The sequence below is a fragment of the Paraburkholderia fungorum genome, from assembly GCF_046027215.1.
Lineage (GTDB): Bacteria > Pseudomonadota > Gammaproteobacteria > Burkholderiales > Burkholderiaceae > Paraburkholderia > Paraburkholderia fungorum_D.
In genome coordinates this window covers 625933-639409 of record NZ_JAQQEN010000001.1, presented here as the reverse complement: position 1 = coordinate 639409, position 13477 = coordinate 625933, and the positions used below count along the sequence as shown (strand labels likewise).

Genomic DNA, 13477 nt, shown 5'->3' with positions numbered 1-13477 from the left:
CAGCGCGAGCGCTATTCACCAACCATGCGGCGGCTCTGGATCCTGAACTCCGTGGGGGAAATTCTCATACGTTTGCGAAACACTTTCGCGAGCCGGTCACCGTTGCCCATGCCCGTGCGGCGGGCAATCTTGTCGACCGGCAGTTCTGACTCGGTCAACAGGCTGCAGGTGACGGCAAGCCGCTCATGCAACAGAAAACTGGATGGCGTGATGCCCATTTCCATCTTGAAGCGGCGCAGGAAGTTGCGCTCGCTCATGGCCGCGAACTGCGCCGCGTCGGCAATCGAAATCGCCTGCTGGCAATTCTCCTGCAGCCAGCGAGCCGCCGCGCGAACCTTGTCGCCGGGGCTCAGGCCGCCGTCTTCGCCGAGCAACGGAGCGAGATTCGAACACGAATCGGCCAGCAGGCGCTCCGCCACCGTGCGAGCGGCCGCGCCGCCCAGATCGCGCTTGATCATCGCCAGCGCGCTTCGCATCGACTCGAGCCGGTCACCCGCGTCGCCGTTCGGCTCGGCCGCGCGTGCCTGGGTCGATGACTGGCGAAAATCGCCGGCTTCCTTGCTGTCGGCCGTATAGGCTGCTTCGAGCAGCGAGCGCCCTTCGGCGATCGGACGAACCATGCCGGTGTTGCGGCGAACGCGCCGCAACCAGGCGATCAGACGCTCGTCGCTGGCGGCAGCACCCGCTCCCTTGCCGCCGGCAACATACAGTGCGTCGAAGCCGCCGTAATGCCGCGCATCGAGCCCGTCTGTCCAGACACGCAATGCGGAAGAACTGGTCACCATGCCGCCATCGGCGGACAGGAAGGAAACGTCATACAACCAGCCGCCAGATCCCGCGGAGGCAAGTTCGTTAGCCGCCTGAAACACCTCGGCAACGACGCCTGCACCCTGCAGCGAGCAGTCGTTGAACATCAGTATCGCGATGCGACGCATACCCTTGTTCGGCGCGTGCACCCAGCGCAGCATTGCAGACTCGAGACTCGCGCAGGTCATAGTCATCCTCTCACCAGAAAACGGATCTACTTTTCACCTAAAACGGCCACCCAGAGGCATGGTTCTGTGCAGTGCATCATAGCCATCCGAAATCCAGCATTTTGCCGCCATGACCGAAAGCGCAGACATGTTGGCGCTTGGATATGGTGGCCGGCCAGTGATTTTCGGAACAGCCCTGTCATTACAAATTTTTCAAAAATTTAAAACCGATTCTGCATATGATTGAGTTGGCATTCCGCGAATCTTAATGCAAAATAATTCTGGTTTTGGTGCGGCAACCCACACACCAGCGACACTCGAAATGGTCGAGTTGCAATTTGATCTGCCCATCATCTCGTTGATTTCAAGTGACTTTTTTCTGTCATCCAGCCAGAATGAGCGTAGCCGCCTTATCTGTACTGGAGTTGCCCTGGCGAGCAGTCAACGAGCGTTTCTTCCGACAATATTTTGGAGGGCAGCGATATGCAAAACAACCTCCAATATAAGCACTTTCGGCGCGACGAAATTATTTAATTCGTTGCTATTGGAGCTTAAGAATATAAACAGGACGATTAATGTTTCAAACGTGAAACACGCCAATAAGACAACTTTGGCCGGCTCCGCAATACACGGGCCAGTGGCGGATTCTGTCGTATGAGAGGCGGTCCGTTTCCGCCATAGGATTGCGGAAATAGACTATGCGGTTTGCGCAACAGATCGCGTCGCGGGTGCTGAAAAGGCGGCTTCTGCCTGGTGAACTAGCAATTCGGCGACGCGTTGCTGGCAGCAAAACCCATCGAACGATACGGGGAACATATGTCGAATGTAGGCGAATTCAACGCCCTGCGGCGGCTCGCCGGCGCCTTTGCCGTTCACCGCTCACCGCTGCGCGTTGCCGCCCTGCCGATGGCGTTCGCGTTGGCGCTGCTCGCCGGCCAGGGCCGCGCGGCCGGCACTGCGGCGGGTCAGAATGGCGCGAGCAGTGCCGACATCACCGTCGACGGCAGAGTGTGGACACCTTGCGCAGCGGAATACGGCACGTGCCGTTTTAGCGGTACGCGCGACGTGTTGTACGGCACGCCCGAGAAGCATGTCGTCAAGACGTTCTCGAACAGCGCGGATTGCAATAACGGTGTATTCGGCGACCCGGCGCCCGGTGTGGAGAAGCGCTGTGCCATGACGGCCTCGCCGGCACCTGTGGCCCCCGTGGCCTCCGCGGCTTCCGCCAGCAAGGAGGCTCCTGCGAACGCCGTCCCGGAGCCTGCGCCTGTCGCCTTGCAGGCGCCGCCCGGACAAGGCTTGCGTTGCTCCGCGCCAGCGGCGCAAAACCGCGCCGCGCCCAATGGCGACCTGCTCGAGGCGGACACGCCGAGCGACGGCACACACCTCTTTGCGGCGGGCAAACCATTCGCGATCGTCTTCACCGCGCGCCCAACACAAAGCGACACGCTCAACTGGCAGATACGTGACAGCTGGAATACCGTACGCGCCAGCGGCCGATTCCCCGTCGCGGCGGGCGCCACGCTATCGACCCTGAGTTGCGCGTCGAGCATTGCCGGGTACTTCGCCGTTTCCGCGTCGCTGGAACGCGCCCACGGGGCGCTCGAATCGCGCGGCACACGGCCTGCCGGCATCGCCACCTTCGGCGTGTTGCCCGACACATCGGCCGCCTTGCCGCCCGTGCAGTTTCCTTACCAGGATCTGCACCGGTTCGGTGGCCAGGGTACGGCCTATCTCGCGCCAGGACAGCACTGCTGCGACGGCGACGGCTATCGTCCCGTGTATACGGCGCTCGGTTTGTCGTGGGCGAACGACAACCGCAACTGGTATATGGAAGAGCCTCAAAAAAGCGGCACCTTCGATCCTGCGACGAAACAGCTGGCCTCCTTTTTCCGGCGTGGCGACATCATGCGGCTGATCCAGCTCGACGGCATTCCGCAGTGGGCGAGCCCAACCGGCAAGGAGACCCACAGCTACGTGCCGACCTCGCTTGCGCAAATGAAGGACTACATGACCAAAGTGGGCGCCGAGTCCAACCATGTTCGTATGACGTATTTCCCGCAGCAGCGCGACAACTACTATCAGGTGACGTGGGAGCCCGATGCGGACGGTGGTCTTCCATGGCGCGACACCGACGCCAATTTCGTTGCGTTGTACCAGGCAGTCTGGCAAGGCATCCATCAGACGGATCCGCATGCGGTCGTGATGGGTGTGACTTACGCGTCGGTGCAGGCCAACGTCACCTGGCTGCGCCGTCTTGGTCCGCTTGGAATTGGCCGCTATCTGGATGGGCTCACCATTCATGGCTATTACGACATCGGCACGACGCCGTCGCATCCGCCCGAGCGGCGTGCCGACGCGGGCGACCAGGCCGTCGTGGCGGGTGCGCTGCCCGCGTCGATGCGCGCGCTGCGCCACGAACTGCGTCAGTACCTGAAACCCGGCGCACCGCTGTTCGTCACGGAAACCGGCATCAGCTACGACATCGGCGAGTCGTACGGCAAGAACTATCCGGGTGCCGACGTGCTGTACGCACAGGCCGCGGTAGTGGCGCGCACGCACCTGATCCTGCTCGGCGAAGGCGCGGACATGACCTACGTCTTTTATCTCGCGGATATGCCGGACGCCGCGCCTGGCTACGGTCTCTTCTTTGAACTCGATCATCCGAAGGGCGCCTACGGACCGACGCACATCAGCCCGAAACCCGCGGCCCTCGCGGTGGCGGCGATGACGCGAATCATCGACGGCACCAACACGCTCGGGCCGCTCAAGGGGCTGCCCAAAGGCGTCTATGCCTACGCGTTCCGCCGGCTCCGTAACGGCAATGTGGTGACCGCCCTCTGGACGCATGACAACGACAAGTGGAACGCTCGCACCGGCTTCAATGCGAGCCAGAGCGCGGACTATCGCTTACGGGTCGATGCGCCGGGCACCTCGGGCGAAATCACGGTGTTCGACGTGATGGGTAATGCGTCGACACTGCCGTATCGCGATGGCGTGGCGAGCCTCAAAGTTTCCCCCACGCCGATTTACGTGGTCTCCGCGAACGCCGACGTCTTCAAGGACGCGGTCACGACACCGGAGGGATACGTACCGCGTTAAACGCACGCATCGGCCATCGGCATCCGCTGTCCAGTTGCGCCGATACTTCGGCGTGATGTGACAGGCCAGGCGGTTTTCTGCGCACGTAGAATCCAGGCGAAGACCGCACCGCGCGAACGGTTCGCGCGCCCCCCAACGTGCAGGAGAAACCATGCTGACACAGATCGATTTCCTCGACGTGGTCCGTCTGACGCCGCTGGTCGCAATCGACCTGATCGTCACCGATGCCGAGGGCCGCATCCTGCTCGGCCGCCGTCGCAACCGCCCTGCCCGCGGCACCTGGTTCGTCCCGGGCGGGCGCATTCATAAAGACGAAACACTCGACGCGGCATTCGCCCGCATTGCCGACGCCGAACTGGGCATCGCCCAGTTGCAGCGCTCCGCAGCGCGCTTCGAAGGCGTATTCGAACACCACTACAGCGACAACTTCGCAGGCGAGCCGGACGTGTCGACTCACTACATCGTGCTCGCCTATGCGCTCGCGCTCACCGGCACGACTGCGGTCGGGCGGCTCGACCAGCACAGCGAATACGAGTGGCTTGCACCCGCGGCGTTGCTGGCGCGCGACGATGTCCACGAAAACACCAAGGCCTATTTCCGCTAACGCCCGTGCAGCGGCCCAGGGCCAACGCTGGCACGCAATCTGATTGCTACTGTGAGATCGCTAACGTGGCGGCCCGCGCCCGTACAGTAAGATCGAGCCCACCGTCAGGGCTCGACTCAACATGCGATTATCGGCAGCCAGGCTCGTTCGCACTTCGTTCATCGTTTTTCTTGCGACACTCAGTTTCGCCGTCCTTTCCGGTTCCGCGCGCGCGGCCGATTGCGGCGCTGGCACGCTGGTCACCGTGGTCGCCCATCTCGACGACGATCTGCTGTTCGTCGACCCGGCCATCAGCGAGCGTCTCGACGCCGGCTGGTGCATCACAACCGTTCATCTGATCGGCGGCGCCAACGGCGCGGATTTCGCGTACGTGCAAACTCGCGAACGAGCCTCCCGGCTCGCTTATGCGCGCATGGCTGGCGTGCCGGACAACTGGACCGAAACCAATCTACTGATCGCCGGCAAGCTGGTTCATCAGATGGTATTGAAGGCGAAACCGCAGGTTCGGCTGCTTGAATTGCGCCTGCCTGGGGGCGCCGTGCGCGGCGGCCGGGTACCGCTCGGTCTGCTGTGGGAACAGCACGCCACGCTCTCGACCTATCCGATGAACGCCGACGGCTCGGTGCGCGTGCAATACGACCGCGCCTCGCTGTCGGCCACGCTGAAAGCGATACTCGCGGGGGCGACGCAGATCTACACGCTCAATCCGGACACCGTGCCGTTCATCGAGCATCCCGACCACATTTACTCCGCGCGCATTACGCGCCATGTCGCCCAGACGCTCAATAGAAGCGTGCCGATCGAATATCACGTGACCTATCCGACCGGTGGATGGCCCGCCAACCTGCCGACAGCCGACGTGCAACGCAAGCGCGACATTGTGGCCAGCTACTTCGCTATTGATGGCAGCGATTTCTCACATGTATTCGGCGAGTATCAATGGGACGGCAACTGGGTCGCACGACGCTATGCCTTTGCCGATCGCAGCGACCACCGGATAGCCGATTTCCAGTCGCATCCCGTGCAGTTGTTCAATGCGGCGTCGAGCCGCTGCCTGACTTCGGGCGGCAGCGGTCGTGCGCCGACACTCGCCGCGTGCACCGGCACGCCCGCGCAACAGTGGCGATGGGAACCGCTCACCGCCTATCCCGGCAATGCGCGCAACGCCTCACTCGTCAGCGTGTCGACCTCGCAATGCATTGCCGAGCGGGACGGTTATCTGGTCTCCGAAACATGCGACCAATGGGATATGGCACAACGTTGGACACCGTGGGACTTCGGCCTCGTCTATACGCCGCTGCGGCATTGCCTCGGTGAGAACGACGGCGAACTCACCATGCGCGGCTGTTCCTTGCTCACCACCCGTTACCGCTGGGCCACCACGCAGCGCACCCAGGCCACCGATCTGCGCCTCGCCGCCGCCATGTATGGCGATATCAGCGGCACGGGCGAACCGTCCGCCGTCTACGTACAACGGCAGAGCGACGGACCGGGATTCAACGTGTACGCGGCGTCGCTCACGCAAGCGTCGCGACCGGCGCTCTGGTATGCGAATGCCGTTCCCTTCGATTACCGCGCAACGGCGCCGAGCTGCGCGAACGACAAACTGTGTTTCGACAGCGTGCGCTTCGTACTCGGCGATTTCGACGGTGACGGCAAGGCTGATCTGATGGTCATCACCGCGCGGCGCGGCGGCACCGCGTTCTGGCTGCTCCGCAGCACGGGGGACCATTTCGACACGCCGCGTCTCTGGCTGCAGACGAACAGCGCCTTCAAACCCGAACTGACCCAGCAATATGTAGCCGCCGACTTCACAGGAACCGGACGAGCCAGCGTGCTGATCGCGCAAAAGCGAGCCGATAGCGGACTCGATCTGTGGATGGTGTCGTCGATGAGCGCGACGGGCTCCGTACCAGTGCTATGGGCTCAAGCGAAGAGCCTCAGGCAGAACGCCAATCTTCTGCCGGTTCAGCCCGCAGGCTCGCGCGCATCGGTTGTCGCAATGGATGGCGCCGACGGCAAGCTCGCTCTCACGCAGATTGCCAACGATGGCACGCACATGACGATCGGCGAGCGCAAAGACCTGCCGGCGCGCTTCGTCCCCGACTTCGTGAAAGTTGCGGTTGGTCCTGTGCACGGCAAAGACAGCACCACGCTGATTCTGCTGACGCCGCGTCTCGACAGCGCAAACGAGGAAGCCGCGATCGACGTTGCCACCGTCGACAATGCGGACGCGACGAATGCGCCAGTCCAGGTGGCGACTTTGCATGGCATGTCCTGGTCCGACGTTTTTCCGGCGTTCGTTCGTGACAAAGTGAACGCGGCACTCGTGGTGTATCGGAGAACCGATGCGACGCTCGGCGACTTCTATTTCGCAGGCGGGTCGGCGGCGCTCGTGCGCTATCCAGTAGGAGACGGTTTCGCCCTCGGCGCCCCTCAGGCGCTCAGCGAACTACCGGGACTGTTCTCGGAGACAGTGCGAATCGACCGGCTGGCCCAATAGCGCAAGGCGGTCGACCGGAGGGCGTTCACACGGACACGGGAAGCGCACGAACGAACTTGCTCGCGATCGACATATAGCGATCCGCCGTGTCGTGCAGCGTGTAGCCGGACAGTTGACGGTTCGTGCGCGGCATGTCGAGCGCGCCAAGCAACGCCCGCCCATACGCCTCGGGATCGGCGGTATCGACAAGCGTCACGCCGGAAAATCCACTGGCAAATCCGAACGAGGGAATCCGGTTCGCCACTACGGGAATACCGGACGCGAGGGCCTCGAGAAAACCGATACTCTGCGCTTCGAAGCGGGAGGGCATGGCAAAGACGCGGGAAGATCGGAGGATGGCCGCGACATCCGAACGGGGTCCGCACACCGTCACGCGGCTTGTCACGCCGAGGCGGTTGACCAGCGACAGCACCGCCTCGTGATACTCGAGATCCTCGACGACACCACACAGCAGCAAACGCGCCTCGGGCTCGTTTTGCAACACCCGCTCGAATGCGCGAATCGTGTGCAGCTGGCTCTTGGCTTCTATATAGCGGCCAAGCTGGACAATCTGCTTCGCGGGCACTTCGATATCCGCTGCCGGTATGTCGGTATATCCCGCAAACTGCGACGCATCCACGCCATTAGGAATCACAACCATCGCGGGATGCTTGCCGATTTCGCGCAGGTAGTCGTCGATATTTTGCTGCGACACGCCGATGATCGCTCTGGCCCGGCGCGACAGCAGGCGCTCGGCTCGCTTGAGCGAGCCGTTTTCGAAATCATTGACACCCGAATGCATCACCCAGGCGATCGGCGTATGCACCGGCAGAAGACGCACATAGAGTGCGGCGAGCGTTGCGTGAGCAACGATGAAATCCGGTCGGAATTGACGCACGACGCGATACAGGTGCAGCAGCTTGCCCATCCGGCCGTGATGAATCGCGGGGAACATGCAGGTGACGCCGGCGGCCTGAAGCTCGGCCCGGATGTCGGCGAAGTCGTCCTGTTGCGGAAGCAGCGAGGCCATGCAGACTTCATGGCCGGCGCGCTGGTGATGAATCGCGAGCCCCTTTACTAATACTTCTGCCCCGGACAGTCTCGGCGCGTGAACCAACTGAAGAATTCTCACGATTTATCTCTCTGGATAACCGCCTTTTTTGCGCAGCGGATGGACATGCCGACCCGGCAGAAGCACCGACCCCAAAAAGCCCAGCATTCCCATCATCGTCATCTGGCGCACCCCAAAAAACGGACGCGGCCTTGTCTCCGAAAATCAGCAACAGTTCCGCCGCGAAGTCCCTGTCGCGAGGAAACGTTACACCCAAGCTCCAGCACTCTTGCGCCAACTCCAAGTTTTTATCGGCGGTGCAATGAGGGCTACCGCCCATTTCCCTGCCTTATTCGCCAACCCGAATAGTTAGGCATCCGTCTCAAACTTCTGCGTACTCCATTTTTTATGGCGGATATAAGCTGGTCTCAGCATACATATCAAATGATCAGTGCAATGCAATTAGTACCGTTTTAATGTTCATACGTAACAGCTCGTTACTTCTTTTAAACATACAAATGCGTATTGTGGCGCTCGATTCTTCCCAGTTGTACCGGCTTCCCTTACGGAACAGTAAAAAGTTCATCAGATGCAGCAGTGAGGCTATTCGCTGCGACGTGAACAGTGCTGTTTCTTAAGACCATTGTTTGTTTTCATCGTACTTTCCCGGTCGTCAGATTCCGCCAGGCCGTGCAGCGGCGCGGATTCCTCCGACGTGAATTTTTCTTCAGAGAAATGCATCGGGATCCGACAGCCCGGGAGGCATCACCTTTCGTGCAGCCGAAGCTTGCGCGACCACGACAGCCAGATCGGCTGGCTTGCAATTGAACCCCAATGTTCGGTCCGCTTCCTGCCGCGCATCGCGCGAAGAGGCGGACGAATGTTCAGCTAACGCATTGCTTACTTGATGAAATCGCAACTACTCGTACTCTCCACACTTTCTTTGGCATTGGCCGCCTGCGGCGGCGGAGGCGGTGACGGCTCCAGCAACAGCGCGGCAACTCAGGGTGGCAGTACCGGCAGTGGCAGTGCGAGCGCTTCGAATGTCGCGGGAAGTAGCGGCACGAACAGCACGAGTGGATCGAGTGGATCGAGCGGCACGAACAGCACGGGCGGCTCGGCCGCCTTGACCGTCACCGCCAGTCCTACCGCAAAGTTGAGCTGCACTGCGCCGGCCACGTCGGCGGGTTCCGGCAGCGCGACGATCTCCGCGGATACGCCCAGCGCGGACGGCACGCGTATTTTTGCTTCCGGCAGCACCTTCCAGCTCGCCTTCACGACCAACGCGCCATCGGCGGACACGCTGAATTGGGCCGTCACGGATACCCTCGGCAAGGTGGCGGCGAGCGGCAGTACTGCCGTGGCGAGCGGTTCGAAGACGATCACGCTGACCTGCACTTCGACGCTCGCCGGCTATTTCGCGGCCACCGGTACGCTCGCGCAGAACGGCGGCCAGTTGCCGCAGGCCGGCACGCGCCCGGTCGGCATCGCGACCTTCGGTGTGACGCCCAACCTGTCCGGCGTCGTTCCCGTGGTCAATTACGCGCATCAGGAGCAGCACCGCTTCGGCATGCAGGGCGCCAACGACAACGGTCCGCTGCTGGCCGCGCTGGGCATTTCGTCGACCATCGACGACCGCCAGCTCTCGACGATGGAGCCGAATGGGCCGAACACCTTCAATCCGTCGGCGAACAATCTCGATCCGTTCTACAAGACCGGCAATGTGATGCGCCTGATCCGCCTCGACGGAATTCCCGCCTGGGCGAGCAGCACCGGCGCGTTCCAGGACGACACCACGTTGCCGACCGATCTTTCGTACTACCAGGGCTATATGAGCCGCGTGGGTACGGAATCGAACGCGATTCGCGCGGCTTATTTCCCGCAGCAGTCGGCCGACTACTACCAGGTGACGTGGGAGCCGAACGAGATGTGGACCGATACCGACGCGAATTTCATCGCGCTGTACAAGGCCGTCTATCAGGGCATCCACTCGACCGATCCACACGCCGTCGTGATGGGCCCGGCCGATGCGTTCCCGAGCCTGACCACGACGCGCCTGAAGCGCCTCGCGCCGCTCGGCTTTGGCCAGTACATCGACGCGGTGGCGACGCATGGTTACTACGACGCGGGGACCTCGCCGTCGCATCCGCCTGAGCGCTACGATGCCGACCCGTCCACGGCGGCTGGTTCGCTGCGTGGTCAGATGCGCAATCTGCGCGCGGAGATGGCGACCGACTACCGCACGGGGATGAAGCTGTTCTCGACCGAGGCCGGCATCAGCTACGACCTGGGGAGCGCGTACGGTCCGAACTATCCGACCGCGAATGTGTTGTACGCGCAAGCTGCGGTCGCCGCGCGGATGCACATCATTACGCTCGGTGAAGGTGCGGATCAGACTTATGTGTTTTATGGTGCGGACTATCCGGGCGAAGTCGGTTACGGAACGTTCTTCGATTTGAGCGATGCGCAAGGCGCGTTTGGCGCGGCGAACATTAGCCCGAAGCCGGTCGCGATGGCGATCAGCGCGATGACGCGCACGCTTGATGGCACCACGACGCTGGGACCGGTGAATGGAACGCCGAATGGTATTTATGCGTATGCGTTCCAGCAAGTGGGGAATGGTGCAGTGATTACTGCTTTGTGGGCCCACAATAATGCTGTGTGGAGCGCGAGCGCTGGATTTAGCTCGAGTTACAGTGTGCCTTATAGCCTTAGTGTCGATGCGCCGGGCACCAGTGGCACCGTTCAGGTGGTCGATATGATGGGGAATGCATCGAGTGTCAAGTACACCAACGGGGTGGTGACTATTGGGCTGACGGAGTCGCCGGTGTATGTGGTGTCGAATAATGCTGCGGTCGCTAAGGCTAACGCTACGGTGCCTGTGGGGTATGTTGGTATTTGAGGGGGTTTTTGTTTTGCCTACGGCGTTGGGGCGCGACTGGAAGATGTCGGCCTGACGGCGATGCGTCCAAAGAATATGTGAACCGGTAGAGGGTGACGCGATGCACCCGCGACTTCTGGTGGCGGCTCGTCGGTAATCGCAGCAAAAGACCATAGATCGGGTTCACCGGGTATCGACGTGCGTGACCACAGGCAGGCCACCAGCATTTTCTGCGGTAGCGTCGGATCGAATTGCAAAACGATTTTCTTCCCGTTTCGATCGACGTTCTCGTAGAAGCGATTGACGATCATGATGCCGTGGTTGTAGCCGAACAACTTCCCCCATACCCGTCGCAGGTTGTTTCGCCTAGCGTTGTACGTTCCCGGCTTTTCTTTCTCCATCTCCTCATTCCAGCCCGGTAACCGGTAGCGATAGCGCATCGGAACAACGACGCGTCTACCGTCCTGAACGATCAGCACTGGGGCATACCCGCCTGGATAAATCCGAGAATTGGAATGCTTCAAAGTGGAGCGCTTCAGGTCCGCCATCCGGCGCACCGCAGCGTCGACCTTGTTGGAGGCAATGCGCTTGCTTTCGGCCGCTGCCTTCGTGGCCTTCGCTTCCTGACTTCGCTCCGCCTTCACGAGTCGTGCGAGTTGCTCGAAAACCTCCTGTTCGAGCTTCGCGGCCCGCAGCGCATTGCTTTCAGCAATTAGCGTTTGGATTCGCCGTTCATCGTCGGTCTGAGCATTCGACAACGCTGCCTCCATTGCCAGCGGCGCCTTTAGTTCTCGACCGCCATGCTCCCAATACAACTCCGCGAACTCCCGGAGACTCACGGCAGCGCCGAACATCTTTACGTACTTCCGGTAGTCCCTCAATTTGGGCCGAATAGCACATAGATATCTCCATTGAACCGTCCAATGATAGTGCCAGATGCAAACGGCGGAATCCTGGATACACGGTACATCCATACAGTGTTTTATTGCCCGACCATGCGCCACCGCCATCCTCCAACCGCTGTCGAACTGGCCGAAATCTATGACCAGAGCCTTACTCCGGTCGTGCTGAAGCTGCTGCTTGAGATACATCGGCTCCGGGCAACGATCATGCGAGCCGACCGGGTGCGAAGGATGATCGGCAGCGCTGGCAGTTCATTCGTGGCGGGAAGCGTATGGGAATGTTTCGTGCGGGAACTGGATGCAGAGCCGTGCCTGACTGATCCACCCACACCGCGTCAGCAGAAATTCACCGACGAGCGGATGCGTATGCTGGAAGAGTGGCGGAAAAATGGCCGAAGGAGATGAACGTATGTTTGTAGATGAACTGAAGGGACCATGGCCCGCCGCGTGCGAGTCTTTTTTCGTCCCGGCACCCGGGCGCTCTCCCGCAGACTGCTTTTCGTATTTGTCCTATATCGGTTTGTGATCCGATGCGCGAGTCTCTTTGCAAAAGATTTTTTCAACGCGAAGGAGACGGACGCATGACACAAACCACACCTGCCGGAACTAAACATCACTTCGCCACGATCGGCGCGCTAACCGAGCGCGGCGGCATGCTGCGCAAGGTCACCAGCACGTTTGAAGTCCGTGAGACTAGCCGCAATGCGGCATTGATGGGTGACTTCATCGAGTACGAGGATGGCAGTCGCGCGCAGATTATTACAGGTGTCGGCATACCAGATACGCCTCATTTCAAACCGGTCGCAGTAGTGGGAAGCATGCTGGATAACGGTGATGTGATTACCGATAGCCCGCACCACAAAGAGCATGCAACCAGCTTCGTGCCGATGCACGCGGGCACCACCACTCATTGATGTCGAACGATGGCTACCTGCGATACAGAAAGCGAATACGGCGAAACTGATGGCGATGGGCACACGCATTTGCTCGCGTCCGTCGCTTCCGTCGAGAACGTCAACGTCTACCTTGCGGGATAGTCATGCCAGAGCAGATTCACGTCTCCCCGGACGGGGTGAAATACCGGTTGGTAGCAACCAAAACGACCACGCCTACGAAAGATTCTTCGGCAAAAGAAATCATCGTAGATTCCACTACCATTGAAGTCATCGTCAGCGACTCCCGGCTGCGCAGTATGGGTTCACAATGGGGACATGTCGCCATAGAAATCGACGGAATCGTCTATAGTCGCGCTCATGAAGAGTACGTAAAAATGGATAAACACACCTATTTTTATGGTGGTGTCGTGAATCTAACCAACGGGTCGATACGAACTGGCGGATTTGTGGCGTGACAATGTCGGCTTGGTGCTCAGAGTATCTCCGGCCGAAAAAGAGAAGGTAAAACGCGAGCTAGAGCGACGTGTAAGTGTGGATGGAGCATTCAAGCGAGCGCATCCGAATGCAAGTACGTACAGTCTTTTT

General features: G+C 60.6%; 11 protein-coding genes. 7 read left to right on the top strand and 4 right to left on the bottom strand.

Going from position 1 to position 13477, the window contains the following annotated elements; genetic code table 11:
- Window positions 1–11: 11 nt before the first annotated feature.
- On the bottom strand, window positions 12–995 hold the full coding sequence (locus PQR27_RS02855) for a helix-turn-helix domain-containing protein (RefSeq protein ID WP_408525385.1): 984 nt from the start codon (window positions 993–995) through the stop codon (window positions 12–14).
- A 795-nt stretch (window positions 996–1790) separates the two neighbouring features.
- On the opposite strand from PQR27_RS02855, the gene PQR27_RS02850 reads away from it, so the two are divergent.
- The 3 genes from PQR27_RS02850 (at window position 1791) to PQR27_RS02840 (ending at window position 7183) form a co-directional block, all read left to right on the top strand.
- Window positions 1791–4076 (top strand): hypothetical protein, encoded by a 2286-nt coding sequence (locus PQR27_RS02850; protein ID WP_408522212.1) that lies wholly within the window; start codon window positions 1791–1793, stop codon window positions 4074–4076.
- A 151-nt stretch (window positions 4077–4227) separates the two neighbouring features.
- The gene (locus PQR27_RS02845) at window positions 4228–4680 is read left to right on the top strand and encodes a GDP-mannose mannosyl hydrolase (protein ID WP_408522211.1); all 453 of its coding nucleotides are present in this window, start codon (window positions 4228–4230) and stop codon (window positions 4678–4680) included.
- A 121-nt stretch (window positions 4681–4801) separates the two neighbouring features.
- A complete protein-coding gene (locus tag PQR27_RS02840) occupies window positions 4802–7183 on the top strand; it encodes a hypothetical protein (protein ID WP_408522210.1) in 2382 nt (793 codons plus the stop codon).
- A gap of 25 nt (window positions 7184–7208) precedes the next feature.
- On the opposite strand, the gene PQR27_RS02835 is transcribed toward PQR27_RS02840, so the two are convergent.
- A complete protein-coding gene (locus PQR27_RS02835) occupies window positions 7209–8294 on the bottom strand; it encodes a glycosyltransferase family 4 protein (RefSeq protein ID WP_408522209.1) in 1086 nt (361 codons plus the stop codon).
- 921 nt (window positions 8295–9215) lie between these two features.
- A complete protein-coding gene (locus PQR27_RS02830) occupies window positions 9216–9599 on the bottom strand; it encodes a hypothetical protein (protein WP_408522208.1) in 384 nt (127 codons plus the stop codon).
- Here PQR27_RS02830 and PQR27_RS02825 point away from each other — a divergent pair.
- Complete coding sequence (locus PQR27_RS02825) at window positions 9574–11115, top strand: hypothetical protein (protein WP_408522207.1); 1542 nt, start codon at window positions 9574–9576, stop codon at window positions 11113–11115. The genes PQR27_RS02830 and PQR27_RS02825 overlap by 26 nt on opposite strands.
- A 17-nt stretch (window positions 11116–11132) precedes the next feature.
- Here PQR27_RS02825 and PQR27_RS02820 read toward each other — a convergent pair whose 3' ends face one another.
- Window positions 11133–11948, bottom strand: coding sequence for an SOS response-associated peptidase family protein (locus tag PQR27_RS02820; protein ID WP_408522206.1), 816 nt, complete (start codon window positions 11946–11948; stop codon window positions 11133–11135).
- Window positions 11949–12017: 69 nt separating this feature from the next.
- Here PQR27_RS02820 and PQR27_RS02815 point away from each other — a divergent pair, with 69 nt between their 5' ends.
- The 3 genes from PQR27_RS02815 (at window position 12018) to PQR27_RS02805 (ending at window position 13347) form a co-directional block, all read left to right on the top strand.
- The gene (locus PQR27_RS02815) at window positions 12018–12401 is read left to right on the top strand and encodes a hypothetical protein (protein WP_408522205.1); all 384 of its coding nucleotides are present in this window, start codon (window positions 12018–12020) and stop codon (window positions 12399–12401) included.
- A gap of 176 nt (window positions 12402–12577) precedes the next feature.
- Window positions 12578–12910 carry a hypothetical protein gene (locus PQR27_RS02810; RefSeq protein ID WP_408522204.1) on the top strand — a complete coding sequence of 111 codons (333 nt, stop codon included), beginning with the start codon at window positions 12578–12580 and terminating at the stop codon, window positions 12908–12910.
- 125 nt (window positions 12911–13035) lie between these two features.
- Window positions 13036–13347 carry a hypothetical protein gene (locus tag PQR27_RS02805; protein WP_408522203.1) on the top strand — a complete coding sequence of 104 codons (312 nt, stop codon included), beginning with the start codon at window positions 13036–13038 and terminating at the stop codon, window positions 13345–13347.
- The last annotated feature ends 130 nt before the right edge of the window (window positions 13348–13477 follow it).